This is a genomic window from Pseudomonas sp. 1L-E-NC-VB-C3, from assembly GCF_057291535.1.
In genome coordinates, this window is record NZ_JBXAWD010000012.1 from 56,474 (window position 1) to 82,516 (window position 26,043).

Consider the following 26,043-nt stretch of genomic DNA (forward strand, 5'->3'; position numbering starts at 1 on the left):
TCATGGAAGCTGCAAGTTATCCTGCCTGGGCGCAACAGCTCATCAAGGATTGCAGCGAGAGCAAGCGTCGGGTTGTCGAACATGAACTTTATCAGCGCATGCGCGACAACAGACTCAGCGCGAAAACCATGCGCCAGTACCTCATCGGCGGCTGGCCGGTGGTCGAGCAGTTTGCCTTGTACATGGCGCAGAACCTCACCAAGACCCGCTTTGCCCGCCATCCCGGCGAAGACATGGCGCGGCGCTGGCTGATGCGCAACATCCGCGTCGAACTCAATCACGCCGACTACTGGATGCACTGGAGTCGCGCCCATGGCGTCAGTCTCGAAGATCTCCAGGCCCAGCAAGTGCCGCCGGAGCTGCATGCTCTGAGTCACTGGTGCTGGCACACCAGCTCGGCGGATTCGCTGATCGTGGCGATTGCCGCGACCAATTATGCGATCGAGGGGGCGACCGGGGAGTGGTCAGCGGTGGTCTGCTCGACCGGGGTCTACGCGGCGGCGTTCCCGGAAGAGGACCGCAAGCGCGCGATGAAGTGGTTGAAGATGCATGCCCAGTACGACGACGCTCATCCGTGGGAAGCGCTGGAAATCATCTGCACCCTGGCCGGCATGAACCCGAGCAAGGCCTTGCAGGCGGAATTGCGGCAGGCGATCTGCAAGAGTTATGACTACATGTACCTGTTCCTGGAGCGGTGCATGCAGCTTGAAACTTCGGAACGCTTGCTGGTCAACCGCGAGCGCAGGACCGTAGCCGAAAGCTGATTGAACTGTGGGAGCGAGCCTGCTCGCGAAAGCGGTGGGTCATGCAACGAATCGTTGTCTGACACTCCCTCTTCGCGAGCAGGCTCGCTCCCACAATGATTTTTAGCCGGCCATCGCCAGCCGGTTCCGCCCCTCGCGCTTTGCGACATATAACGCACTGTCGGCCCGGCGCAGCAAGCTGTCTGCCGACTCGCCCGGCAACAACGTCGAGCATCCCAGGCTCACGGTGATCTCGATCAACTGGCCATCGGCAAAATATTCCTCTGACTGCGTCGCCTGGCGCAAACGCTCGCCAACCATCGCCGCTGCTTCGCGACCGGTGTTGGACAGCAGGATCAGAAACTCTTCGCCGCCATAACGGAACACCATGTCGACATTGCGCAGTTGCGCCTTGATCGACGCGGCAATGGCTCTGAGCACGTCATCACCGGCGCCATGCCCGTGGTCATCATTGACCCGTTTGAAGTGGTCGATATCGAGCATCAGTACCGACAGCGGCTGCGCATGGCGGCGCGACATGTCGATCTCGCGCTGCAAGGTCTGCTCCATGGCTACCCGGTTGCCAGCACCGGTCAACGGGTCGCGCAAGGCACTTTGCGTCGCGGCGCGATAGAGCAGGGCGTTGCGCATCGGGTACAGCAGGCAGGACAGCAGCGACTCGAGGTCGCCCTGTTCCTTGTCGTTGAAACGCTGATTGCGGCGGAAGACCAGTTCGCCCATGTGCTCGCCTTCGTGGCTCAGAATGTAGCTGACCGAGTGGTGGCCGCGTGTGCCGAACTCCAGGCGCAAGTCGCTGGCCTGATGCACATAGCTCAGGGCGTCCAGTGGCACCAGGCGTTGGATTTCGCGGAAGAACAGGCCAAGGATGCGCTGTGGCTCAAGGCTGGTTTGCAGTTGCAGGCTCATTTGCTGACGCAATTGCGCCAGGCTGGTCGGGCGCTCGATCAGCGCCGGTAGTTGACCGAAGCCCAGGCGCTGCAATTTGGCACTGTCAAAGTCAATTGCATGGGTCTGGGAAGGAGATTTCATATGGCGTGAGCCCCTAAGCAGTAAGTCTGTCTTACAGGCTGGGTGAGAGCGGCTATGGGCTGCGCGTCGTACTGATCCATCAGTCCCGTAGGACGTTTGGCGTAAGTTTAGTCTGCCGCAAGACGATCAGTCAGCTATCGAAATCGGCGTTTGCCCCATGGCCATCACACGGCATGTTTTGAGGGAATTTAGAGCGAAAGGCGTGCCATTCGGTTCGATTTTTATTTAAAGCTTTTCGAATCAATGACTTGCTGGCGAATGCCAAGCAGCCGCGCTGGGTTATTGGCGGCTTTGTGACGGTTATGAGCGGCAATGGCTTGCCGCGACAGCATTCTGCCGCGGCAACAAATGCGACGTATGGCGCTATTGGGCGTTGAACGCCTGGCCATTAACGCCTGCGCTGTCGGGGCCCATCAGGTACAGATACACCGGCATGATCTCTTCCGGTGTCGGGTTATTCAGCGGATTTTCCCCCGGATACGCCTGCGCGCGCATGCTGGTGCGCGTGCCGCCCGGGTTGATGCTGTTGGAGCGTACCGGCGCAACGCCTTCCACTTCATCGGCCAGGGTTTGCATCAGGCCCTCGGTGGCAAATTTCGACACACCGTAAGCGCCCCAGTACGCGCGACCCTTGCGCCCGACGCTGCTGGAGGTGAACACCACCGAAGCATCCTGGGACAGCTTGAGCAACGGCAGCAGGGTGCTGGTCAGCATGAACATCGCGTTGACGTTGACCTGCATGACACGCATGAAGTTTTCGCCGGACAGTTGCTCGATCGGCGTGCGCGGGCCGATGATCGAAGCGTTGTGCAGCAGGCCGTCGAGGTGGCCGAACTCGGTTTCGATCATCGCCGCCAGCTCATCGTACTGATGGGGCAGGGCGGTCTCGAGGTTGAACGGGATCACCGCTGGTTGCGGATGACCGGCAGCCTCGATTTCGTCGTAGACCTCCGTCAGATTGGCTTCGGTCTTGCCTAGCAGCAGCACGGTGGCACCGTGGGCGGCATAGGTTTTCGCCGCAGCTGCGCCAATGCCACGGCCGGCACCGGTGACCAGAATGACCCGATCCTTGAGCAATTCGGGGCGAGCGGTGTAATCAAACATAAAAACCTCATAGTCCATTTCATGAAGACCTGCTTCACCCAGTGGCGAGGGGATTTATCCCCGTTCGGCGGCGAAGCCGTCGCAAAACCTGTGTGTCACATCGCCTGGATAAAAGCGGGGGCCGCTTCGCAGCCCAGCGGGGATAAATCCCCTCGCCACACAGGGAATTTGCAACAGTCAGGTCAGCAACTGCACAGCGCGCTATCGAGCACCTTGCGCAACTCCAGCGGGTGATCTACCACAACGTCCGCGCCCCAGTGCCGTGGGTTGTCGTCCGGGTGGATATAGCCGTAAGTCACCGCAGCGGTCTTGGTGCCGGCATCGCGGCCCGATTCGATATCGCGCAGATCATCGCCGATAAACAGCACGGTCGACGGATCCAGATCAAGCATCTTGCAGGCGAGGATCAGCGGCTCCGGATCCGGCTTGCTGTTCTTCACATGATCCGGGCAGATCAGCAGCGCCGAACGCTCGGCCAGCCCCAGACGCTGCATGATCGGCTCGGCGAAACGCAACGGTTTGTTGGTGACCACGCCCCAGATCAGGTTGGCCTTTTCGATGTCAGCGAGAAGTTCGCCCATGCCGTCGAACAGCTTGCTGTGCACTGCGCAGCCGACCAGATAGCGCTCGAGAAACTCCAGACGCAGCTCCTCAAAGCCCGGCGATTCCGGATCCATCGAGAACGTCACCGCGACCATGGCCTTGGCGCCGCCGGAAATTTCGTCGCGGATGTGCTTGTCGTTGATCGGCGGCAGACCGCGATCGACGCGCATCGCCTGGCAGATGGCGATGAAGTCCGGCGCGGTGTCGAGCAGGGTGCCGTCCATGTCGAAAAGTACCGCTCTGATGGCCATCGGCTTATTCCTCGCGCAGGGTCTGGATCATGTAGTTGACGTCAACGTCGTTGGCCAGCTTGTAGTGCTTGGTCAGCGGGTTGTAGGTCAGGCCGATGATGTCCTTGACGGTCAGGCCAGCCATGCGGCTCCACGCGCCGAGCTCGGAGGGGCGGATGAATTTCTTGAAGTCGTGGGTGCCGCGCGGCAGCAGCTTCATGATGTATTCGGCGCCGATGATCGCGAACAGATACGCCTTCGGGTTGCGGTTGATGGTCGAGAAGAACACCTGGCCGCCCGGCTTGACCATACGGAAACAGGCGCGGATCACCGACGATGGATCCGGCACGTGCTCGAGCATTTCCAGGCAGGTGACCACATCAAACTGCTCGGGCATTTCGTCGGCGAGGGCTTCGGCGGTGATCTGCCGGTATTCGACGCTGACCCCGGATTCCAGCTGATGCAGTTGTGCAACCGCCAGCGGCGCTTCGCCCATGTCGATGCCCATCACGGTGGCGCCGCGCTGAGCCATGGCTTCGCTGAGGATGCCGCCGCCGCAACCGACGTCGAGGACTTTCTTGCCGGCCAGATTGACTCGTTCGTCGATCCAGTTGACCCGCAGCGGGTTGATGTCGTGCAGCGGCTTGAATTCGCTTTCACGGTCCCACCAGCGATGGGCAAGGGCCTCGAATTTGGCGATTTCGGCGTGGTCGACGTTGCTCATGTTAAATCCTCTAAAACTTGAAAAAGGCTGTAGCCGCGGATATTGCGCCGCGGTGTTTACGATTCGGTGTGGCCGCTGATGCGCTGGCCCCAGTGGCGGGCGGTCTCGCCCAGCTGTTGTTCGTCCATGCGGGTCAGACGCCGGTCGTCGAGCAGTTGCTTGCCGGCAACCCACAGGTGTTTCACGCAATCACGCCCGGTGGCATAAATCAGCTGCGACACCGGGTCATACACCGGTTGCTGCGCCAGGCCGGACAGGTCGAAAGCGACGATGTCTGCGGCTTTGCCGATCTCCAGCGAGCCGACCTGCGCCTCGATCCCCAGCGCACGGGCGCCATTGAGAGTGGCCATGCGCAAGGCGCGATGAGCGTCCAGCGCGGTGGCAGAACCGGCCACGGCTTTGGCCAGCAGGGCGGCGGTGCGGGTTTCGCCGAGCAGGTCCAGATCATTGTTGCTCGCCGCGCCATCGGTGCCGACGGCAACGTTCACCCCAGCCTGCCACAAACGTTCGACCGGGCAGAAGCCGCTGGCCAGTTTGAGGTTGGATTCCGGGCAGTGGATCACGCTGCTGTTGCTTTCTACCAGCAGCGCGAGGTCGTCATCGCTGATCTGGGTCATGTGCACCGCCTGGAAGCGCGGGCCGAGCAGGCCAAGGCGACCCAGGCGCGCCAGTGGCCGTTCGCCGGTCTGCTCGACCGCCTGCTGCACTTCAAACGCTGTTTCATGCACATGCATGTGGATCGAGGCGTCAAGCTCCTCGGCGATCACCCTGATTTTCTCCAGGTTCTCATCACCGACGGTGTAGGGTGCGTGAGGGCCGAAAGTAATCTTGATGCGTTCGTGATGCTTGAGATCCCCGAACAATTCGACGCCCTGACGAATGGCTTCGTCGGCACTGCTGGCGCCAGGGATCGGGAAATCGAGGATCGGAATGGCGATCTGCGCGCGGATACCGCTGTTGTGTACGCGCTCGCTGGCGACTTTCGGGAAGAAATACATGTCAGAGAAGCAGGTGATGCCGCCCTTGATCTGCTCGGCGATGGCCAGATCGGTGCCGTCGCGGACGAAATCCTCATCGACCCATTTGCCTTCGGCCGGCCAGATGTGGTTTTCCAGCCAGGTCATCAGCGGCAGATCGTCAGCCAGGCCACGGAACAGTGTCATCGCCGCGTGGCCGTGGGCATTGATCAGTCCCGGCGCCAACAGAACATCCGGCAGTTCACGGATTTCTGTCGCGTTACACTTCAACGCTTCGGCGCGCGGGCCGATAAACACGATGCAACCGTCACGGATGCCCAGGCCGTGCTCCTTGAGCACCACGCCTGCGGGTTCGACGGGGACCAGCCAGGTCGGCAGCAATAACAGGTCGAGCGCAATGGCAGGTTTCGGCATCGAGGGTCGGTTCCAGTGCTTTTGTAAAGGATGGCGAAGTATACCCGAGCGTCTTCGCGGGGGGATCGCTATAATCGGCGGCTTTTGTTCATGAGTGCGGGGTGTGGGATGCGCGATCGACTGTTGGCTGCGGAGAAAGTGAAGGCCATCGATTGGCGTGATGGCGCGCTGCACCTGCTGGATCAGCGTATTTTGCCGTTCGAGGAAACCTGGATCGCCTACACCAGCGCCGCCGGCGTGGCCGAGGCGATTCGCTCGATGGTCGTGCGGGGCGCGCCGGCTATTGGCATCAGTGCGGCCTATGGCATCGTCCTCGCGGCGCGGGCGCGGATTGCCGAGGGCGGCGACTGGTACGCGGCGCTGGAAGAGGATTTCGCGCTGTTGGCCGATTCGCGTCCGACCGCGGTCAATCTGTTCTGGGCGCTGGGCCGCATGCACGATCGCCTGGATCGCCTGAAAAGCAACGCCGATCCGCTGGCGGCGCTGGAAGCCGAAGCTATCGCCATTCATGAAAGCGACCGCGAGGCCAACCTGACCATGGCGCAGCTTGGTGTCGATCTGATTCGCAAACATCAGGGCAACGCTCAAGCCATCCTGACCCACTGCAACACCGGCGCGCTGGCCACCGGTGGGTTCGGAACTGCGCTGGGAGTGATCCGCGCGGCTTATATAGAAGGCATGGTCGAACGCGTCTATGCCGACGAGACCCGGCCGTGGCTGCAGGGCTCGCGGCTGACCGCGTGGGAACTGGCCAACGAAGGCATCCCGGTGACCCTGAACGCCGACTCCGCCGCCGCGCACATCATGAAAACCAAAGGCGTGACCTGGGTGATCGTCGGCGCTGACCGCATCACCGCCAATGGCGACGTGGCGAACAAGATCGGCACCTATCAACTGGCGGTCAACGCCATGCACCACGGCGTGCGCTTCATGGTGGTGGCGCCGAGTTCGACCATCGACATGAACCTCGCCAGCGGCGATGACATCCCGATCGAAGAGCGTGATGGCGCCGAACTGCTTGAAGTTGGCGGTAAACGCGTCGGTGCCGATGTTGAAGCGTTCAACCCGGTGTTTGATGTCACCCCGGCGGATCTGATCGATGCGATCGTCACCGAGAAAGGCATCGTCGAACGCCCGGACACCGCAAAAATGGCCCTGCTGATGTGTCGCAAGCGCCTGCATTGAAGGACTATTGCGTCTGAGCGGACCCCATCGCTGGCAAGCCAGCTCCCACAGGTTTTGTGCCCGGCATTGAACCTGTGGGAGCTGGCTTGCCAGCGATGAGGGCCTGAATGTCAATAAACAACTGTAAATCTGCCCCAGATTTCACATTCAAAGAAGCTCAGAGCTTCTGTCGTCCCCCTCAAGCCTGTCATCGGTCAACTAACTATGCTCCATGCGCATCTGGGGGATAGGTGCGTGGCGGCCTTTGTGATAACATCCGGCGTTTTCCGAGGCGGCTCCACGGAGCTGTCTTTACTGCGCAAATCCGCGATCCAATGTTGATTTGTCGTAAGTCGGCGCATGGCACTCGGCCGGCCCCGACGAGCTTCGTTGCTCCCACATGGATATGACGAAGTTTCACCAGAAAAAGGAATCAGGCTTCTCATGGGCGAACTGGCCAAAGAAATCCTCCCGGTCAATATCGAAGACGAGCTGAAACAGTCCTACCTCGACTACGCAATGAGCGTGATCGTCGGCCGTGCACTGCCGGATGCGCGCGATGGCCTCAAGCCCGTGCACCGTCGCGTACTGTTCGCGATGAGCGAGCTGGGCAACGACTACAACAAGCCGTACAAGAAATCTGCCCGTGTCGTCGGCGACGTGATCGGTAAGTATCACCCGCACGGTGACACTGCCGTATACGACACCATCGTTCGTATGGCCCAGCCTTTCTCCCTGCGCTACCTGCTGGTCGACGGCCAGGGCAACTTCGGTTCGGTCGACGGCGACAACGCTGCGGCCATGCGATACACCGAAGTGCGCATGACCAAGCTGGCGCACGAGCTGCTCGCTGACCTGCACAAGGAAACCGTGGACTGGGTGCCGAACTACGACGGCACCGAACTGATCCCGGCGGTCATGCCGACCCGTGTACCGAACCTGCTGGTCAACGGTTCCAGCGGTATCGCCGTGGGCATGGCGACCAACATTCCGCCGCACAACCTCGGTGAAGTCATCGACGGTTGCCTGGCCCTCATCGACAACCCTGAACTGACCGTCGATGAGCTGATGCAATACATCCCCGGCCCGGACTTCCCGACGGCCGCGATCATCAACGGTCGTGCCGGCATCATCGAAGCCTACCGCACCGGTCGCGGGCGCATTTACATGCGTGCCCGCTCGATCATCGAAGACATCGACAAGGTCGGTGGCCGTCAGCAGATCGTCATCACCGAGCTGCCTTACCAACTGAACAAGGCGCGTCTGATCGAGAAGATCGCCGAGCTGGTCAAAGAGAAGAAGCTCGAGGGCATCACCGAGCTGCGCGACGAGTCCGACAAGGACGGTATGCGTGTCGTGATCGAACTGCGTCGCGGCGAAGTGCCTGAGGTGATCCTCAACAACCTCTACGCCCAGACCCAGCTGCAATCGGTATTCGGCATCAACATCGTCGCGCTGATCGACGGCCGCCCACGCATCCTCAACCTCAAGGATCTGCTGGAAGCCTTCGTCCGTCACCGTCGCGAAGTGGTCACCCGTCGTACCGTGTTCGAACTGCGCAAGGCGCGCGAGCGCGGGCACATTCTCGAAGGCCAGGCCGTTGCGCTGTCGAACATCGACCCGGTGATCGCCCTGATCAAGGCTTCGCCAACGCCGTCGGAAGCCAAGGAAGCGCTGATCAGCACGCCTTGGGAATCCTCGGCTGTGGTGGCGATGGTTGAACGTGCCGGTGCCGATTCGTGCCGTCCGGAAAATCTCGATCCGCAATACGGCCTGCGTGAAGGCAAGTACTTCCTTTCGCCAGAACAGGCACAAGCCATTCTGGAATTGCGCCTGCACCGCCTGACCGGTCTGGAGCACGAGAAGCTGCTGGCCGAGTACCAGGAGATCCTCAACCAGATCGGCGAGCTGATCCGCATCCTCAACAGTGCCGTGCGCTTGATGGAAGTGATCCGCGAAGAACTGGAAGTGATCCGCGCCGAATACGGCGATGTGCGCCGCACCGAAATTCTCGATGCCCGTCTCGATCTGACCCTGGGTGACATGATCCCGGAAGAAGAGCGCGTCGTGACCATTTCCCACGGTGGCTACGCCAAGACCCAGCCGCTGGCTGCGTATCAGGCTCAGCGTCGTGGCGGCAAAGGCAAATCGGCTACCGGCGTCAAGGACGAGGACTACATCGCTCACCTGCTGGTCGCCAACAGCCACACCACGCTGCTGCTGTTCTCCAGCAAGGGCAAGGTGTACTGGCTCAAGACCTACGAGATTCCGGAAGCATCCCGCGCGGCCCGTGGTCGTCCGCTGGTCAACCTGTTGCCGCTGGATGACGGTGAATACATCACCACCATGCTGCCGGTCGAGGAATACACCGAAGGTCACTACATCTTCATGGCCACCGCCAACGGCACCGTGAAGAAGACCCCGCTGGAATCCTTCAGCCGTCAGCGCAGCGTCGGTCTGATCGCGCTGGAGCTGGACGAAGGCGACGTGCTGATCTCTGCGGCCATCACCGATGGCGAGCGCGAAGTGATGCTGTTCTCCGACGGCGGCAAGGTCACCCGTTTCAAAGAGTCCGACGTGCGTGCCATGGGCCGTACCGCTCGCGGCGTACGCGGCATGCGTCTGCCGGAAGGGCAGAAGCTGATTTCCATGCTGATCCCGGAAGAAGGCAGCCAGATCCTCACCGCTTCCGAGCGTGGTTATGGCAAGCGCACCGCGATCACCGAGTTCCCTGAGTACAAGCGTGGCGGCCAGGGCGTGATCGCCATGGTCAGCAACGAGCGTAACGGCCGTCTGGTCGGCGCGGTACAGGTGCTCGACGGCGAAGAAATCATGCTGATCTCCGATCAGGGCACCCTGGTGCGTACCCGTGTCGGCGAAGTGTCGAGCCTGGGCCGTAATACTCAGGGCGTGACGCTGATCAAGCTGGCCAAGGATGAAACCCTGGTCGGGCTGGAGCGGGTTCAGGAGCCTTCGGAAATCGAAGGCGAAGAGCTCGAAGGTGAAGAGGGCGAGGAAATCGCAGGCAGCGTCGGTATCGACGAGGCCGCAGACGACCAGCAACTCGACGCCGCAGCAGACGAAGAACCGCAGGAATAAGCGGACAAACGAGGGGGCGGATGAGAATTCGCCCCCTTGTTATTTGTCCGGTATGAATTTTCGACATCATGGAGATCCCCTGTGGGAGCGAGCCTGCTCGCGAAAGCAGGCGCTGCGGTACCTCTGAAGCACCGCGGTGATGCATTCGCGAGCAGGCTCGCTCCCACAGGGCCATGTTGATCGGTAGTGTGATTTATTGCGTGATACCACCAAATCAGAGCGAGATTGGATGTGAGCAAGCGAGCCTATAACTTCTGCGCCGGTCCGGCGGCGCTGCCTGAAGCTGTCCTGCAGCGCGCCCAGGGTGAACTCCTTGATTGGCACGGCAAGGGTCTGTCGGTCATGGAAATGAGCCATCGCAGCGATGAGTTCGTGTCCATCGCCACCCAGGCCGAGCAGGATCTGCGTGACCTGCTGAATATCCCGTCGAACTACAAAGTGCTGTTTCTGCAGGGCGGCGCCAGTCAGCAGTTTGCGCAGATCCCGCTGAACCTGTTGCCTGAAGGCGGCTCGGCCGACTACATCGACACCGGTATCTGGTCGCAGAAAGCCATCGAAGAAGCCTCGCGCTATGGCCACGTCAACGTTGCTGCCACTGCCAAGCCTTACGACTATTTCGCCATTCCCGGCCAGAACGAGTGGAACCTGTCGAAAGACGCCGCGTACGTTCATTACGCGCCGAACGAAACCATCGGCGGTCTGGAATTTCAGTGGATCCCGCAAACCGGTGACGTGCCACTGGTGGCGGACATGTCTTCGGACATCCTCTCGCGCCCGGTCGATATTTCGCGTTTCGGCATGATCTACGCCGGCGCGCAGAAGAACATCGGCCCGAGCGGCATTGTCGTCAACATCATCCGCGAAGACCTGCTGGGCAAGGCCCGCTCGCTGTGCCCGACCATGCTCAACTACAAGGTCGCGGCTGATAACGGTTCGATGTACAACACCCCGCCGACGCTGGCCTGGTACCTGTCCGGTCTGGTGTTCCAATGGCTGAAAGAGCAGGGCGGCGTTGAAGCGATCGCCAAACTCAACGACGTCAAGCAGCGCACCCTGTACGACTTCATCGATGCCAGCGGCCTCTACAGCAACCCGATCAACAAGTCGGATCGCTCGTGGATGAACGTGCCGTTCCGTCTGGCTGACGATCGTCTGGACAAGCCGTTCCTCGCCGGTGCTGACGAGCGCGGTCTGCTCAACCTCAAGGGGCACCGTTCGGTGGGCGGCATGCGCGCCTCCATCTACAACGCCGTCGACATCACTGCGGTCAACGCGCTGGTGGCGTACATGGCGGAATTCGAGAAGGAACACGGCTGATGTCCGAGCAAGAACTCAAGGCACTGCGCGTTCGCATCGACGCTCTGGACACCAAAGTTCTGGAGCTGATCAGTGAGCGTGCGCGTTGCGCCCAGGAAGTCGCCCGCGTGAAGATGGCCTCGCTGGCCGAAGGCGAAGTGCCGGTGTTCTATCGTCCCGAGCGCGAAGCTCAGGTGCTCAAGCGCGTGATGGAGCGCAACCAGGGGCCACTGGGCAACGAAGAAATGGCGCGGCTGTTCCGCGAAATCATGTCGTCGTGCCTGGCGCTGGAGCAGCCGCTGAAAGTGGCGTATCTCGGCCCTGAAGGTACGTTCACCCAAGCGGCAGCGATGAAACACTTCGGCCACGCTGTGGTCAGCAAGCCGATGGCGGCAATCGACGAAGTGTTCCGCGAAGTCGCCGCCGGTGCGGTGAATTTCGGCGTGGTGCCGGTGGAAAACTCCACCGAAGGCGCGGTCAACCACACGCTGGACAGCTTCCTCGAGCACGACATGGTGATCTGTGGCGAAGTCGAGCTGCGCATCCACCATCATCTGCTGGTCGGCGAAAATACCAAGACCGACAGCATCAGTCGCATCTATTCCCACGCGCAGTCGCTGGCCCAGTGCCGCAAGTGGCTGGACGCGCATTACCCGAATGTCGAACGCGTCGCGGTGTCGAGCAACGCCGAAGCGGCCAAACGGGTCAAGGGTGAGTGGAATTCGGCAGCGATCGCTGGCGACATGGCGGCAGGGCTGTATGGCCTGACGCGTCTGGCCGAGAAGATCGAAGATCGCCCGGACAACTCGACCCGCTTCCTGATGATCGGTAACCAGGAAGTGCCGCCGACCGGCGACGACAAGACCTCGATCATCGTGTCGATGAGCAACAAGCCCGGCGCGCTCCATGAGCTGCTGGTGCCGTTCCACGACAATGGCATCGACCTGACCCGCATCGAAACCCGTCCGTCGCGCAGCGGCAAATGGACCTACGTGTTCTTCATCGACTTCGTCGGCCACCACCGTGATCCGTTGATCAAAGGTGTGCTGGAAAAGATCAGTCAGGAAGCAGTAGCACTCAAAGTGCTGGGTTCCTACCCGAAAGCAGTTCTCTAAGGGGCGGTAGCAAATGAGTGGCAACTTCCTCGCTCTGGCACAGCCGGGCGTGCAACAACTTTCGCCGTATGTTCCGGGCAAGCCTGTGGACGAACTGGCGCGCGAGCTGGATCTGGATCCGGCAAAAATCGTCAAACTGGCGAGCAACGAAAACCCATTGGGCGCCAGCCCGAAGGCATTGGCGGCGATCCGCGAAGAGCTGGCCGAGCTGACCCGCTACCCGGACGGTAATGGTTTCGCCCTGAAGTCGCTGCTCGCCGAACAGTGCCGCGTCGAGCTGAATCAGGTCACGCTGGGCAATGGCTCCAACGACATTCTTGAGCTGGTTGCGCGTGCCTATCTGGCGCCGGGCCTGAATGCGGTGTTCAGTGAGCACGCCTTCGCGGTGTATCCGATCGCTACCCAAGCTGTCGGTGCGCAGGCCAAAGTCGTTCCAGCCAAAGACTGGGGCCATGACCTGCCGGCGATGCTTGCGGCCATCGATGCCAACACTCGCGTGGTGTTCATCGCCAACCCGAACAACCCGACCGGCACCTGGTTCGGCGCCGAAGCGCTGGACGAATTCCTGCAGGACGTTCCCGAGCATGTGCTGGTAGTCCTCGACGAGGCTTACATCGAGTACGCCGAAGGCAGTGATTTGCCGGACGGTCTCGACTTCCTCGCGGCGTACCCGAACCTGCTGGTGTCGCGCACCTTCTCCAAGGCCTATGGTCTGGCCGCGCTGCGCGTCGGTTATGGCTTGTCGACGCCTGTGGTGGCAGACGTGCTGAACCGCGTTCGCCAGCCGTTCAATGTCAACAGCCTCGCCTTGGCGGCGGCCTGTGCGGCATTGAAAGATGATGAATATCTGGCGCAAAGCCGTCAGCTCAACGAAGCCGGCATGCAGCAGTTGCAGGCGGGTTTCCGTGAGCTGGGGCTGAGCTGGATCGAGTCCAAAGGCAACTTCATTTGTGTCGATCTCGGCCAGGTCGCGGCGCCGATTTTCCAGGGCTTGCTGCGCGAAGGCGTGATCGTGCGTCCGGTGGCCAATTACGGCATGCCGAACCACCTGCGGGTGACCATCGGTCTGCCGGCCGAAAACAGCCGTTTCCTCGAGGCGTTGCGCAAGGTTCTGGCTCGTGGTTGATGTCACTGCGCTGCAACCTGCTGCACCTATGATCGGTCGCCTTGTGGTGGTCGGTCTTGGGTTGATCGGTGGTTCGTTTGCCAAGGGTTTGCGTGAAAGCGGCCTGTGCCGTGAAGTGGTCGGCGTCGATCTGGATCCGCAATCGCGCAAGCTCGCGGTCGAATTGGGTGTGGTTGATCGCTGCGAAGACGATTTGGCGGCGGCTTGCGTCGGTGCCGATGTGATTCAGCTGGCGGTGCCGATTCTGGCCATGGAAAAGCTGCTCGCGCGTCTGGCTGTCATGGATCTGGGGCAGGCGATTCTTACGGATGTCGGCAGCGCCAAAGGCAACGTGGTGCGCGCGGCGACCGAGGCGTTCGGCGGCATGCCGGCGCGCTTCGTCCCCGGGCACCCGATTGCCGGTTCCGAGCAGAGCGGGGTGGAAGCCTCGAATGCCGAGCTGTTCCGCCGGCACAAGGTGATCCTGACGCCGCTCGAGCAGACCGATCCTGCCGCGCTGGCGGTGGTCGATCGCCTGTGGCGCGAACTGGGCGCCGATGTCGAGCACATGCAGGTCGAGCGTCACGACGAAGTGCTGGCCGCGACCAGTCATCTGCCGCATCTGCTGGCCTTCGGTCTGGTCGATTCGTTGGCCAAGCGCAATGAAAATCTGGAGATCTTCCGTTACGCTGCCGGTGGTTTTCGCGATTTCACAAGAATCGCCGGAAGCGACCCGGTGATGTGGCACGACATCTTCCTCGCCAACCGCGAGGCTGTCCTGCGCACACTCGATACATTTCGCAGCGACCTCGACGCCTTGCGCGACGCGGTCGATGCAGGGGATGGGCACCAATTGTTGGGCGTTTTCACGCGCGCCCGGGTTGCCCGCGAGCATTTCAGTAAAATCCTGGCCCGCAGGGCCTATGTGGACGCTATGAATTCCAACGATCTGATCTTCCTGGCTCAACCTGGTGGCCGCCTGTCCGGTCGGATTCGCGTACCGGGTGACAAATCGATTTCCCACCGTTCGATCATGCTCGGCTCGCTGGCCGAAGGCGTCACCGAAGTCGAAGGCTTCCTTGAGGGCGAAGACGCCCTGGCGACCTTGCAGGCATTCCGCGACATGGGCGTGGTCATCGAAGGCCCGCACCACGGCCGCGTTACCATCCACGGTGTCGGCCTGCACGGCCTGAAACCTGCGCCGGGCCCAATCTATCTGGGCAACTCTGGCACCTCGATGCGTCTGCTCTCTGGCCTGCTGGCGGCGCAGAACTTCGACAGCACCTTGACCGGCGACGCTTCGCTGTCCAAGCGTCCGATGAATCGCGTGGCTAATCCTTTGCGAGAAATGGGCGCCGTGATCGAAACCGCTGCCGAAGGTCGTCCACCGATGACCATTCGCGGTGGCCATAAGCTCAAGGGCCTGACCTACACCATGCCGATGGCCAGTGCTCAGGTGAAATCCTGCCTGCTGCTTGCCGGTCTCTATGCTGAAGGCAAGACCACGGTGACCGAGCCAGCACCGACCCGCGATCACACCGAACGCATGCTGCGTGGCTTCGGCTACCCGGTCAGCGTCGACGGCGCCACGGCTTCGGTCGAGTCCGGCGGCAAGCTCACCGCGACTCACATCGAAGTGCCGGGCGATATCTCGTCGTCGGCGTTCTTCCTGGTCGCAGCCTCAATCGCCGAGGGCTCCGAGCTGGTGCTTGAGCACGTCGGCATCAATCTGACCCGTACTGGCGTGATCGACATCCTGCGGCTGATGGGTGCCGATATCACTCTGGAAAACCAGCGTGAGGTCGGTGGCGAACCAGTGGCTGACTTGCGCGTGCGCGCAGCTAAACTCAAAGGTATCGAGATTCCGGAGGAACTGGTGCCGCTGGCCATCGACGAATTCCCGGTACTGTTCGTCGCGGCTGCGTGCGCCGAAGGGCGGACCGTGCTGACCGGCGCCGAAGAGCTGCGAGTCAAGGAATCCGACCGGATTCAGGTCATGGCGGACGGCTTGCTGGCGCTGGGCGTCAAGTGCGAACCGACCCCGGACGGCATCATCATCGACGGCGGCCAGATCGGCGGCGGTGAAGTGCACGGTCACGGCGACCACCGTATCGCCATGGCCTTCAGCGTTGCCTCGTTGCGCGCTACCGCACCGATCCGCATCCATGATTGCGCCAACGTCGCGACCTCGTTCCCCAACTTCCTCGCGCTGTGCGGGCAAGTCGGCATTCGTGTGGCACAAGAGGCACAGTCGTGAAAAACATTGCACCGGTCATCACCATCGATGGGCCAAGCGGCTCCGGCAAAGGCACGGTCGCCGGGATTCTGGCCAAGCGTCTGGGCTGGAACCTGCTGGATTCCGGTGCGCTTTATCGCTTGCTCGCGTTTGCTGCGCATAACCATGGCGTCGACCTGACCAATGAAGAGCTGCTGAAGACATTGGCCGCTCATCTGGATGTGCAGTTCATCGCCGCGACCGAAGGTCAGCTGCAGCGGATCATTCTCGAAGGCGACGAAGTCAGCGATGTCATTCGCACCGAAAGCGTCGGTTCCGGGGCCTCGCAAGTGGCTGCGCTGCCCGCCGTACGCGAGGCGCTGCTGCAGCGCCAGCGTGCGTTTCAGGAAGCGCCGGGTCTGGTGGCGGACGGTCGCGACATGGGCACGGTGGTATTTCCGGGTGCACCGCTGAAGATTTTCCTCACCGCCAGTGCCGAGGAGCGGGCGCGCCGTCGATATTTGCAGTTGAAGGGCAAAGTCGAGGGTGTTAGTCTGTCGAGTCTGCTAGATGAGATCCGTGCACGCGATGAGCGTGACACCCAGCGCGCAGTAGCCCCGCTCAAGCCGGCGGCCGACGCGATTCAGCTGGATTCAACGGAGCTTTCCATCGATCAGGTGCTTGAACGCATCATGAGCGAGATCGCCATTCGCGATATCGCCGGGTGACCAAGAAGGCCGCAGGGGACCAGTCATAGTCCTGCGGTGCTTCTTTTAAATGAAACTAACCCACACCGTCTGGGGTGTGGAGATGGGCGTTTACTTCGCCCTCATCTACAGGAATTAAAATGAGCGAAAGCTTTGCGGAACTCTTTGAAGAAAGCCTGAAAACCCTGAACCTTCAGGCAGGCTCCATCATCACCGGTGTTATCGTTGATATCGATTACCAGGCTCGCTGGGTAACCGTTCACGCTGGTCTGAAGTCTGAAGCACTCATCCCGCTTGAGCAGTTCTACAACGATGCTGGCGAACTGAACATCAACGTTGGTGATGAAGTTCACGTTGCTCTGGATTCGGTTGAAGACGGCTTTGGCGAAACCAAGCTGTCCCGTGAAAAAGCCAAGCGCGCTGAATGCTGGATCGTTCTGGAAGCAGCCTTCGCAGCCGAGGAAGTGGTCAAGGGCGTTATCAACGGTAAGGTTAAAGGCGGCTTCACTGTCGACGTTAACGGCATCCGTGCGTTCCTGCCAGGTTCCCTGGTTGACGTCCGTCCAGTGCGCGACACCACGCACCTGGAAGGCAAAGAGCTGGAATTCAAGGTCATCAAGCTGGACCAGAAGCGCAACAACGTTGTCGTTTCCCGTCGCAGCGTCCTCGAAGCCGAGAACTCCGCCGAGCGTGAAGCTCTGCTGGAATCCCTGCAGGAAGGCCAGCAAGTCAAAGGTATCGTCAAAAACCTCACCGATTACGGCGCATTCGTCGATCTGGGTGGCGTGGACGGCCTGCTGCACATCACCGACATGGCCTGGAAGCGCATCAAGCATCCTTCCGAGATCGTCAACGTTGGTGACGAAATCGACGTCAAGGTTCTGAAATACGATCGCGAACGCAACCGTGTTTCCCTGGGCCTGAAGCAACTGGGCGAAGATCCATGGGTTGCTATCAAAGCCCGTTACCCAGAAGGCACTCGCGTTACCGCTCGTGTTACCAACCTGACCGACTACGGCTGCTTCGCTGAGCTGGAAGAAGGCGTTGAAGGTCTGGTACACGTTTCGGAAATGGACTGGACCAACAAGAACATCCACCCTTCGAAAGTCGTACAAGTCGGCGACGAAGTGGAAGTCATGGTCCTGGACATCGACGAAGAGCGTCGTCGTATCTCCCTGGGCATCAAGCAGTGCAAGTCGAACCCATGGGAAGACTTCTCTGGCCAGTTCAACAAGGGCGACAAGATCTCCGGCACCATCAAGTCGATCACCGATTTCGGTATCTTCATTGGTCTGGACGGCGGCATCGACGGTCTGGTTCACCTGTCCGACATCTCCTGGAACGAAGTGGGCGAAGAAGCCGTACGTCGTTTCAAGAAGGGCGACGAGCTGGACACTGTCATCCTGTCGGTTGACCCAGAGCGCGAGCGCATCTCCCTGGGCATCAAGCAACTGGAAAGCGATCCGTTCTCCGAGTACGTCTCGGTTAACGACAAGGGCGCTATCGTGACCGGTACCGTGAAAGAAGTTGACGCCAAAGGCGCCATCATCGTTCTGGCCGACGACATCGAAGCTACCCTGAAAGCCTCCGAAATCAGCCGTGACCGCGTTGAAGACGCGCGCAACGTTCTGAAAGAAGGCCAGGAAGTTGAAGCCAAGATCATCAGCGTTGATCGCAAGAGCCGCGTAATCCAGCTCTCGATCAAGTCGAAAGACGATGCTGAAGAGAAAGAAGCCATCCAGAGCCTGAAAGCAGCTCCGGAAGGTGAAGCAGCTGACACCACTATGGCGGCACTGCTGCGTCAAGCAATGGCCAAACAGAACTGAGTTCTGCTTGATCATTAAAAAGGGCGACTTCGGTCGCCCTTTTTTGTGCCTGCGATTTGGCTCTTGTACGTCCGTGCATGAAACCAATGGCTTCGCCTGTGGGTCTGTTTCTTTAATCGGATCAATCGCCTATTCGCGACTAAGCTTGATCTTGAGTATTAGTCGTCAGGCTTGCCTGGCATAAGGAAGTGGATGAACAAGTTATTTGTTGTTGCGGTGGTCCTGGCGCTGGCAGGTTGCACCACCAGCGCGAAAACCCATGCGGTGCGCGGCGTCAGTGGTATCGAGGTCGATTGCTCCGGGTTGGGTTCCGGTTGGGAAAAGTGCCAGAAGCGTGCAGCGAAGGAGTGCAAAGGTAAGGGCTACAAGGTCATCACCCGCTCTGATGATGCGAAAGATGAAGATGAATACCCGTTTGGCTTCAATCCCGCAGGCTTTGTAACCCGGACCATGCTGGTGATGTGTCGTTAAGTGAGCAGCGATCCGACTCGCTAGGAAATGCCCTGAAAATGGGCGTTTTGACCGCGGGAGATATATGTCAATCCCTGGGCTGTTCAAATTCTTCCGGGCATGCTAAAACCTTTCAAGCGCTGATCTAGCTGCTTGAAAAAGAAGGGAAAAATATGACGAAGTCGGAGTTGATCGAACGAATTGTCACCCATCAAGGGCTACTCTCATCCAAGGATGTGGAGCTGGCCATCAAGACCATGCTTGAACAAATGTCTCAGTGCCTCGCCACCGGTGATCGTATCGAGATCCGTGGTTTCGGCAGCTTCTCCCTGCACTACCGCGCGCCGCGCGTCGGCCGCAACCCGAAAACCGGCCAGTCGGTAAGTCTGGACGGTAAATTCGTGCCGCATTTCAAGCCGGGCAAGGAATTGCGTGATCGCGTGAACGAGGAAGAGGAGGAGGGCGCTTGATCTTCGCTATTCAAATTCGAGGGCGCGTGAATGCGTAATCTGAAACGCATACTGCTTGGCGTTTTTCTTCTGCTGATGGTTCTGGTTGTTCTAGCGTTTGTGCTGGAGAATCAGCAATCTGTTTCGCTTTTGTTTCTGGGTTTTTCCGGCCCGCAGTTGCCGGTGTCGGTTGTTGCAGTGCTAGCGTTGCTGATCGGTATGCTCATCGGTCCTGTATTGGGCTGGTTTCTAGGGCGTACATCGAGAGCGGCTCGTAAACGTCTGGTCTAAAAGCGACAGGCGCACGGCATCTGTCGAAATTGCGCCTCAGCCTGTCTTTATCCATTAGTAAAAGCATCATTAAGCTGTAAAATGCGTCCCTTGTTCGATCGTGCCTTAATGCATGTCGATTCAGACTGACTCTGACGGATGCCAACTGGTAGTGGCCTCTGCATTCATGGATTAGACCGCGCTCGCTGGCAGCGCTGTCCGCAGCTCAAGGGTATCGTTTCGCGTGAAAATTCTAGTTACCGGCGGCGCCGGCTTCATTGGCTCGGCAGTCATCCGTCACATCATCTCTAGCACTGCCGATGCGGTCGTCAACGTCGATAAGTTGACTTACGCCGGCAATCTGGAGTCGCTGGCGGAAGTCAGTCAGAGTTCTCGCTATGCCTTTGAACGCGTCGATATCTGCGATCGTGATCAGATCGACCGCGTTCTGCGTGAACATCAACCGGATGCAATCATGCACCTGGCCGCTGAATCCCACGTTGACCGCTCGATCTCCGGCCCGTCCGAGTTCATCCAGACCAACATTATTGGCACTTACACACTCCTAGAAGCTGCGCGCCATTACTGGGCTGCTCTGGATGACACCCGCAAAGCCAATTTCCGCTTCCACCACATCTCGACTGACGAAGTTTACGGAGATCTCGAAGGTCCGGAAGACCTCTTCACCGAAACCACGCCTTACCAGCCAAGCTCGCCATATTCGGCTAGTAAAGCCAGCTCCGACCACCTGGTTCGTGCCTGGGCCCGCACTTACGGCCTGCCGACACTGGTTACCAACTGCTCGAACAACTACGGCCCATGCCATTTTCCTGAGAAGCTGATCCCGCTGATCATTCTCAATGCGCTGGAAGGCAAACCCCTGCCGGTGTACGGCAAAGGCAACCAGGTTCGTGACTGGCTGTATGTCGAAGATCACGCGCGCGCGCTTTATAAAGTCGTCACTGAAGGCGTCATCGGCGAGACCTACAACATCGGCGGTCATAACGAAAAACAAAACATTGAGGTAGTGCATACCCTGTGTGCGTTGCTCGATGAGTTGCGTCCTGATTCTGCCCATCGTCCGCATGCCAGCCTGATTACTTATGTTCAGGATCGTCCTGGACATGACGTGCGTTATGCAATCGATGCGAGCAAGATTCAGCGTGAGCTGGCTTGGACTCCGAAAGAGACTTTCGAGACTGGCATTCGCAAGACTGTCGAGTGGTATCTGACTAACACCGAGTGGGTTGAGCATGTGAAGAGCGGCAGCTACCAGCAGTGGATTGATCAGAACTATACGGATCGCTCGAATAAAGCATGAAGATCCTACTCCTAGGAAAGAACGGTCAGGTGGGCTGGGAGCTGCAACGTTCCCTGGCTCCGCTAGGTGAACTGGTCGCTCTTGATCGTCACCTTGTTGATGGCCTCTGCGGTGATCTGTCGAATCTTGAATCCTTGCGTGCAACGATTCGTCAGATAAAGCCCGACGTTATTGTTAATGCTGCTGCTTATACGGCGGTTGATAAAGCTGAGTCGGAAACCGAATTGGCAGATCGCGTAAACGGACTCGCGAGCGGCGTCATGGCGGAAGAAGCCGCAGCGTCGGGCGCATGGCTGGTTCACTACTCAACGGATTACGTCTTCAGTGGCCAAGGCGTCACGCCATGGCAGGAAACAGACGCTGTTGCGCCAGTGAACCATTACGGCGCCAGCAAGCTCGCCGGCGAGCAGGCAATTATCGCGGCGGGTTGTAAGTATCTGATCTTTCGTACTAGCTGGGTTTACGGAGCTGGCGGCAACAACTTTGCGAAGACCATGCTGCGCTTGGCCAAGAATCGCGAAACATTAAATGTGATTGCGGATCAGATTGGTGCTCCAACCGGTGCTGATCTGATTGCTGACGTTTCGGCGTTGGCTATTCAGCGAGTTATCAGTCGTCCAGAGTTGGCTGGCCTCTATCACTTGGCCGCTGCGGGCGAAGTGTCTTGGCATGGGTATGCCAGTCACGTCATAGACTTCGCTAAAGCCCAAGGTGAGGAGTTAGCTGTAACGGCGGTCAACCCGATTGAAACCACAGCCTATCCTACACCTGCACGTCGCCCTCTGAACTCACGATTGAATACTCAGAAGCTGCGCGACAATTTTTCTCTACACTTGCCGGATTGGCAAAGTGGTGTAACCCGAATGCTTAGGGAAGTTCTGAACAAATGACCACGACAAATCGTAAAGGCATCATCCTCGCTGGTGGTTCGGGCACGCGCCTGCACCCGCTGACTCTTGGTGTTTCCAAGCAAATGTTGCCTATTTACGACAAGCCGATGATTTTTTATCCGCTGTCCGTTTTGATGCTGGCGGGTATGCGAGAAATCCTAATTATTTCCACGCCGGAAGATTTGCCGTGCTTCCGTAAACTGCTGGGTAATGGAAGCGTGTACGGGATCAAGCTTACTTATGCCGAGCAGCCTAGTCCGGACGGCCTGGCCCAGGCGTTCATTATTGGTGAAGAGTTCATCGGTCAGGATCCATGCTGTCTGATTCTGGGGGACAACATCTTCTACGGTCAGCATTTCTCGGACAACTTGCGCTCCGCCAGTACCCAACAAAAGGGAGCTACCGTATTTGGCTACCACGTCTCCGATCCTGAACGCTTTGGTGTCGTCGAGTTTGATAAAAGTGGCAAGGCTTTGAGTATCGAAGAGAAGCCGCTGAAGCCAAAATCGAACTATGCGGTCACCGGTCTGTATTTCTATGATAACGATGTGGTCGAGATCGCCAAGAACATCAAGCCCTCCGAGCGTGGCGAGCTGGAAATCACCGACGTCAACCGTGCGTATCTGGAGCGCCAGACCCTGAGCGTGGAAATGCTCGGTCGCGGGTTTGCCTGGCTGGATACCGGTACTCACGACTCTCTGCTTGAAGCCAGTCACTTCGTTCACACGATCGAACAGCGTCAGGGTCTGAAAGTGGCGTGTCTGGAAGAGATCGCCTATCACAATGGCTGGATTTCTGCCGAGCAGCTTAACGCACAAGCGCAAGCACTGAAGAAGACGGGTTACGGTCAATACCTTCAGAAGTTGCTGGACTCGCCGTCTGCCTGATCGAAAGTTCTGACTTTCGCAATGCTATGTTTAACGCTGCAAGCAGGAATGGCATGCCAGTAGAACATCCCAAGGTTGCGATTTTGCTGGCCGCCTACAATGGCATGCAGTGGATCGAGGAGCAGTTGGCCTCGATCCTCGGTCAGACAGCTGTCGACGTAACCGTTTATATAAGTATTGATCCCTCCACTGACGGTACTGAGGCATGGTGCGCCGATTATGCTGCACAGCATCCGAACGTAATCGTCCTGCCCGACGCCGGTGCGTTTGGTGGGGCCTCCCGCAACTTCTTCCGTTTGCTTCGAGATGTTGATCTTGAAGGCTACGATTTCATCGCGTTCGCTGATCAGGATGACGTCTGGTATCTGGACAAGATCGAGCGCGCTATCCGGTCGATCAAATCTCTTGGCGTGGATGCTTACTCGAGTAACGTAGTTGCGTTCTGGCCTGATGGTCGTAACCAGGTACTGGACAAGGCCCAGCCGCAAACCCGCTGGGACTTTCTCTTTGAGGCTGCCGGACCGGGCTGTACGTATGTCATGAGCCAAAGGATGATGCAGTTGCTGAAGGTCTCATTGTTGAAACATTGGGATGCCTTGCAACAGGTCAGTCTGCATGACTGGTATTGCTATGCGTTCGCACGCAGTCGTGGTGTACGCTGGTTCATTGATCCGCAGCCATCCATGTGTTATCGCCAGCACGAAAGTAATCAGGTCGGGGCCAATTCAGGTATAAATTCACTGATTGCGCGTTATAAAATTATCCATGACGGTTGGTGGTTTTCTCAGATTCGAATGATTGCGCAGTTGGTGGGTCTCGCCGATGATCCATTCGTCCGGCAATGGTTACCTTTGGGGCGTCGACAATTATTGCGGCTGTCGTTAAAAGCCGGTGAATGTCGTCGTCGAACCAGGGACAAGCTGTTCTTTTTCTTTATTTGTTGCGCGACTGCCGTGATCGGGAAGAAAAACAAATGAAAGGTGCTCGGGTATTGGTGACCGGGGCGACGGGGTTTGTCGGCGAGGCCGTGGTGTTCCGCCTGCTTCTCGACAAGATCTACACACCAGTTGCGGCTGCACGTAGCGAAACTCGGTTGAGTGGTTTGTGTGATGTCGTGCCTTTTGATTTGGATGAGCGCGTTTTATTGCCGCCATTGAATAATATCCAGACGGTGATTCATTGTGCGGCCAGGGTTCATGTAATGAACGAGTGTGAGGCTGATCCGCTTGCCATGTTTCGGCAAATGAATGTGCAGGGCACTGCGCGGCTGGCCCGTCATGCGGCAGCGTCCGGGGTAAAGCGCTTCATCTTTGTCAGTTCGATCAAGGTCAATGGCGAAGAGTCACCCGCCGGGAGACCCTTTACCGCAGCCGATATTCCCGCGCCTGTTGATCCTTACGGTATTTCCAAGTGCGAGGCAGAGGAAGTCGTGCGTCAAATAGCACTGGAAACCGCAATGGAGCTGGTAATTATTCGACCGCCCTTGGTTTACGGGCCGGGCGTCAAAGCTAACTTCCTAAATATGATGCGCTGGTTGCAAAAAGGATTGCCACTGCCATTGGGCGCATTGGGCAATCGCCGCAGCTTGGTGGCAATCAGTAATCTGGTGGATCTTTTGGTGACCTGCATCGATCATCCACAAGCAGCCAATCAAACTTTTCTGGTAAGTGATGGCGAAGATCTTTCGACCACTCAATTGCTTCAAAGGATGTCGAGCGCCCTGACTGTGCGAGCGCGATTGTTGCCCGTGCCTCCGTTTGTTCTGCGCCTTGGGGCAGCTTTATTGGGTAGGAGAGCCTTAGCTCAGCGACTCTGCGGCTCGTTACAGGTCGACATGGAAAAGACGCGCACAATACTGGAGTGGACGCCGCCCATCAGCGTGAGCCAGGCACTTCAGGCCACTGCCAACCATCTCCGGGAGCGCTAAATGTGTCAGTATTCTTTATGGATGTCACTTTTTCGCTAAGGCTTGCTCGATAAAGCACAGCAATTGATCTGACCCTCGATGGATTGGCAGATTGCCACCCTTTTGCCAATTAGGGCGCCTTGATACCCTACGCAGCCCAAATCCGTACGCCTTGGCAGGATTTTTCCGGCTCAAGGCAACATTCTGATTACTCTTTTCATACCATGACCACCGCCTTGTGCTGTTGAAGGTGGTGATGTCACTGGGCTATCAAATTGGTATGACTTATAATGGCAAATTTTTCGCTGTCGGGAGCGGTCCATGAGAGGGGCATGTAATTTTCATGCTGCCAAGGCTGTACCTCTTGATGTTGAGCGAAACGACATCGTCATTATTTTTTCTTCAATGCAATGGAGTGCTCGGTGGTAGCCCCTCTTCCACAATTTGATCAGACAGGCGAGCAGCCTGGCGGCGATTCTGACTTTAGTATTCAAGGTCATGAAACGCAATCGGCCCGCGTAACGATTCTGATGTGTACCTACAACGGTGAACGCTTTCTCGCACAACAACTGGATTCGATAGCTCGCCAGAGTTATCGCGAATGGACCGTCGTTGTTTCTGATGACGGTTCTACCGACGCGACACTGGATATTCTGCGCCAGTACAGCGCGATCTGGGGAGAAGGCCGGTTGACCATTCTGCAAGGGCCCAAGCGAGGGTTCGCGGCTAACTTCATGTCCGTTGCCTGCGATGCGCCCGTGCAATCGCAATTTTATGCGTGGGCCGACCAGGACGATATCTGGCAAGCCAATAAACTTGAGTCTGCCGTAAAGGTATTGGAGGCGCTGCCGTCCGGTCTTCCTGCTTTGTATTGCGGCCGGACCGAGTTGATTGGTGACTCGGGAACGGTCATCGGTCGCTCGCCGCTATTTTCTCGCCCCGCCAGTTTTGGCAATGCACTGGTACAAAGTCTGGCCGGGGGGAATACTATGGTATTCAATCATTTGGCTCGGGACGTACTCTGTCATGCTGGCGGCCAAGTGGATATCGTTTCCCATGACTGGTGGGCCTATCTACTGATTACCGGGGTGGGTGGCGAGGTCGTCTATGACGCCTCGCCTTCCATTCTGTACAGGCAGCATGAAGCGAATCTGATTGGCGCCAACTCAGGAGTGCGCGCACGGATCATGCGCTTGCGGATGATGTCTACGGGTCGCTTTCGTGACTGGAATGACAAAAATATCGCTGCACTTGAAACGGTTCGCTCAAGCTTGAGTGCAGACAGCCTGCAGACCTTTGAGCAATTCAAGAAAGCCCGTGATTCAAAAGGATTCGGCCGTTTCGTCTGGCTTTACCGCGCGAAGGTCTATCGGCAGACGTGTTTGGGTAATCTTGGGCTGCTGCTGGCCGCGGTGCTCAACAGAATTTGATGCCCTCATCGTGCAAGGCAGGACGTGAAATTGCTCCGTGGCGTCCTCCCGGTATCTCAACAAGAGAG

At 58.5% G+C, this 26,043-nt stretch carries 23 protein-coding genes; 18 read left to right on the forward strand and 5 right to left on the reverse strand.

Going from position 1 to position 26,043, the window contains the following annotated elements; genetic code table 11:
- The first annotated feature begins 2 nt into the window (after positions 1-2).
- Complete coding sequence (locus tag AC0Z5Z_RS19940) at positions 3-764, forward strand: iron-containing redox enzyme family protein (RefSeq protein WP_406226932.1); 762 nt, start codon at positions 3-5, stop codon at positions 762-764.
- 102 nt (positions 765-866) lie between these two features.
- Here the strand turns inward: AC0Z5Z_RS19940 and AC0Z5Z_RS19945 are convergent, their stop codons facing one another.
- The 5 genes from AC0Z5Z_RS19945 to AC0Z5Z_RS19965 all read right to left on the reverse strand — a co-directional run bounded on the left by AC0Z5Z_RS19945 (position 867) and on the right by AC0Z5Z_RS19965 (position 5,845).
- Positions 867-1,793 carry a GGDEF domain-containing protein gene (locus tag AC0Z5Z_RS19945; protein ID WP_151552915.1) on the reverse strand — a complete coding sequence of 309 codons (927 nt, stop codon included), beginning with the start codon at positions 1,791-1,793 and terminating at the stop codon, positions 867-869.
- Between the two features lie 363 nt (positions 1,794-2,156).
- Positions 2,157-2,897 carry a YciK family oxidoreductase gene (locus tag AC0Z5Z_RS19950; protein ID WP_024013876.1) on the reverse strand — a complete coding sequence of 247 codons (741 nt, stop codon included), beginning with the start codon at positions 2,895-2,897 and terminating at the stop codon, positions 2,157-2,159.
- Positions 2,898-3,079: 182 nt separating this feature from the next.
- Complete coding sequence (gene mupP / locus AC0Z5Z_RS19955; RefSeq protein ID WP_056788340.1) at positions 3,080-3,751, reverse strand: N-acetylmuramic acid 6-phosphate phosphatase MupP; 672 nt, start codon at positions 3,749-3,751, stop codon at positions 3,080-3,082.
- A 4-nt stretch (positions 3,752-3,755) separates the two neighbouring features.
- A complete protein-coding gene (gene ubiG, locus AC0Z5Z_RS19960; protein WP_024013875.1) occupies positions 3,756-4,454 on the reverse strand; it encodes a bifunctional 2-polyprenyl-6-hydroxyphenol methylase/3-demethylubiquinol 3-O-methyltransferase UbiG in 699 nt (232 codons plus the stop codon).
- A gap of 56 nt (positions 4,455-4,510) precedes the next feature.
- Positions 4,511-5,845, reverse strand: coding sequence for a TRZ/ATZ family hydrolase (locus tag AC0Z5Z_RS19965; protein WP_041478271.1), 1,335 nt, complete (start codon positions 5,843-5,845; stop codon positions 4,511-4,513).
- Positions 5,846-5,953: 108 nt separating this feature from the next.
- Between AC0Z5Z_RS19965 and mtnA the strand changes: the two genes are divergently transcribed.
- The 17 genes from mtnA to AC0Z5Z_RS20050 all read left to right on the forward strand — a co-directional run bounded on the left by mtnA (position 5,954) and on the right by AC0Z5Z_RS20050 (position 25,975).
- On the forward strand, positions 5,954-7,030 hold the full coding sequence (gene mtnA, locus AC0Z5Z_RS19970) for an S-methyl-5-thioribose-1-phosphate isomerase (protein WP_056788343.1): 1,077 nt from the start codon (positions 5,954-5,956) through the stop codon (positions 7,028-7,030).
- Positions 7,031-7,453: 423 nt separating this feature from the next.
- Positions 7,454-10,108 carry a DNA gyrase subunit A gene (gene gyrA / locus AC0Z5Z_RS19975; RefSeq protein WP_056788344.1) on the forward strand — a complete coding sequence of 885 codons (2,655 nt, stop codon included), beginning with the start codon at positions 7,454-7,456 and terminating at the stop codon, positions 10,106-10,108.
- Positions 10,109-10,339: 231 nt separating this feature from the next.
- Entirely contained in the window at positions 10,340-11,425 is a 1,086-nt protein-coding gene (serC, locus tag AC0Z5Z_RS19980; RefSeq protein WP_038860448.1) for a 3-phosphoserine/phosphohydroxythreonine transaminase, read from the forward strand.
- Complete coding sequence (gene pheA, locus AC0Z5Z_RS19985) at positions 11,425-12,519, forward strand: prephenate dehydratase (protein ID WP_485611562.1); 1,095 nt, start codon at positions 11,425-11,427, stop codon at positions 12,517-12,519. Before serC ends, pheA begins: the two co-directional genes overlap by 1 nt.
- A gap of 13 nt (positions 12,520-12,532) precedes the next feature.
- Positions 12,533-13,645, forward strand: coding sequence for a histidinol-phosphate transaminase (gene hisC / locus AC0Z5Z_RS19990; protein WP_252878672.1), 1,113 nt, complete (start codon positions 12,533-12,535; stop codon positions 13,643-13,645).
- 28 nt (positions 13,646-13,673) lie between these two features.
- The gene (locus tag AC0Z5Z_RS19995; protein ID WP_485611576.1) at positions 13,674-15,881 is read left to right on the forward strand and encodes a bifunctional prephenate dehydrogenase/3-phosphoshikimate 1-carboxyvinyltransferase; all 2,208 of its coding nucleotides are present in this window, start codon (positions 13,674-13,676) and stop codon (positions 15,879-15,881) included.
- Positions 15,878-16,567 carry a (d)CMP kinase gene (gene cmk / locus AC0Z5Z_RS20000; protein ID WP_056788351.1) on the forward strand — a complete coding sequence of 230 codons (690 nt, stop codon included), beginning with the start codon at positions 15,878-15,880 and terminating at the stop codon, positions 16,565-16,567. The genes AC0Z5Z_RS19995 and cmk overlap by 4 nt, the downstream gene beginning before the upstream one ends.
- A gap of 119 nt (positions 16,568-16,686) precedes the next feature.
- Positions 16,687-18,372 carry a 30S ribosomal protein S1 gene (rpsA, locus tag AC0Z5Z_RS20005; protein WP_016770920.1) on the forward strand — a complete coding sequence of 562 codons (1,686 nt, stop codon included), beginning with the start codon at positions 16,687-16,689 and terminating at the stop codon, positions 18,370-18,372.
- Positions 18,373-18,564: 192 nt separating this feature from the next.
- On the forward strand, positions 18,565-18,843 hold the full coding sequence (locus tag AC0Z5Z_RS20010) for a hypothetical protein (protein WP_073472356.1): 279 nt from the start codon (positions 18,565-18,567) through the stop codon (positions 18,841-18,843).
- Positions 18,844-18,995: 152 nt separating this feature from the next.
- Positions 18,996-19,292, forward strand: coding sequence for an integration host factor subunit beta (gene ihfB, locus AC0Z5Z_RS20015; protein ID WP_007950920.1), 297 nt, complete (start codon positions 18,996-18,998; stop codon positions 19,290-19,292).
- Positions 19,293-19,322: 30 nt separating this feature from the next.
- Complete coding sequence (locus AC0Z5Z_RS20020) at positions 19,323-19,562, forward strand: LapA family protein (protein WP_095182239.1); 240 nt, start codon at positions 19,323-19,325, stop codon at positions 19,560-19,562.
- A gap of 223 nt (positions 19,563-19,785) precedes the next feature.
- On the forward strand, positions 19,786-20,862 hold the full coding sequence (gene rfbB / locus AC0Z5Z_RS20025) for a dTDP-glucose 4,6-dehydratase (RefSeq protein ID WP_095182238.1): 1,077 nt from the start codon (positions 19,786-19,788) through the stop codon (positions 20,860-20,862).
- A complete protein-coding gene (rfbD, locus tag AC0Z5Z_RS20030) occupies positions 20,859-21,752 on the forward strand; it encodes a dTDP-4-dehydrorhamnose reductase (protein ID WP_095182237.1) in 894 nt (297 codons plus the stop codon). The genes rfbB and rfbD overlap by 4 nt, the downstream gene beginning before the upstream one ends.
- Positions 21,749-22,639 carry a glucose-1-phosphate thymidylyltransferase RfbA gene (rfbA, locus tag AC0Z5Z_RS20035; protein ID WP_095182236.1) on the forward strand — a complete coding sequence of 297 codons (891 nt, stop codon included), beginning with the start codon at positions 21,749-21,751 and terminating at the stop codon, positions 22,637-22,639. Before rfbD ends, rfbA begins: the two co-directional genes overlap by 4 nt.
- Positions 22,640-22,692: 53 nt before the next feature.
- Positions 22,693-23,616: a glycosyltransferase gene (locus AC0Z5Z_RS20040; protein ID WP_095182235.1), complete on the forward strand. Its 924-nt coding sequence runs from the start codon at positions 22,693-22,695 to the stop codon at positions 23,614-23,616.
- Positions 23,613-24,566, forward strand: a complete 954-nt coding sequence (locus AC0Z5Z_RS20045; RefSeq protein ID WP_095182234.1) for a UDP-glucose 4-epimerase family protein — start codon at positions 23,613-23,615, stop codon at positions 24,564-24,566. The genes AC0Z5Z_RS20040 and AC0Z5Z_RS20045 overlap by 4 nt, the downstream gene beginning before the upstream one ends.
- Positions 24,567-24,967: 401 nt before the next feature.
- Positions 24,968-25,975, forward strand: a complete 1,008-nt coding sequence (locus AC0Z5Z_RS20050) for a glycosyltransferase family 2 protein (protein ID WP_256584405.1) — start codon at positions 24,968-24,970, stop codon at positions 25,973-25,975.
- Positions 25,976-26,043: the final 68 nt, after the last annotated feature.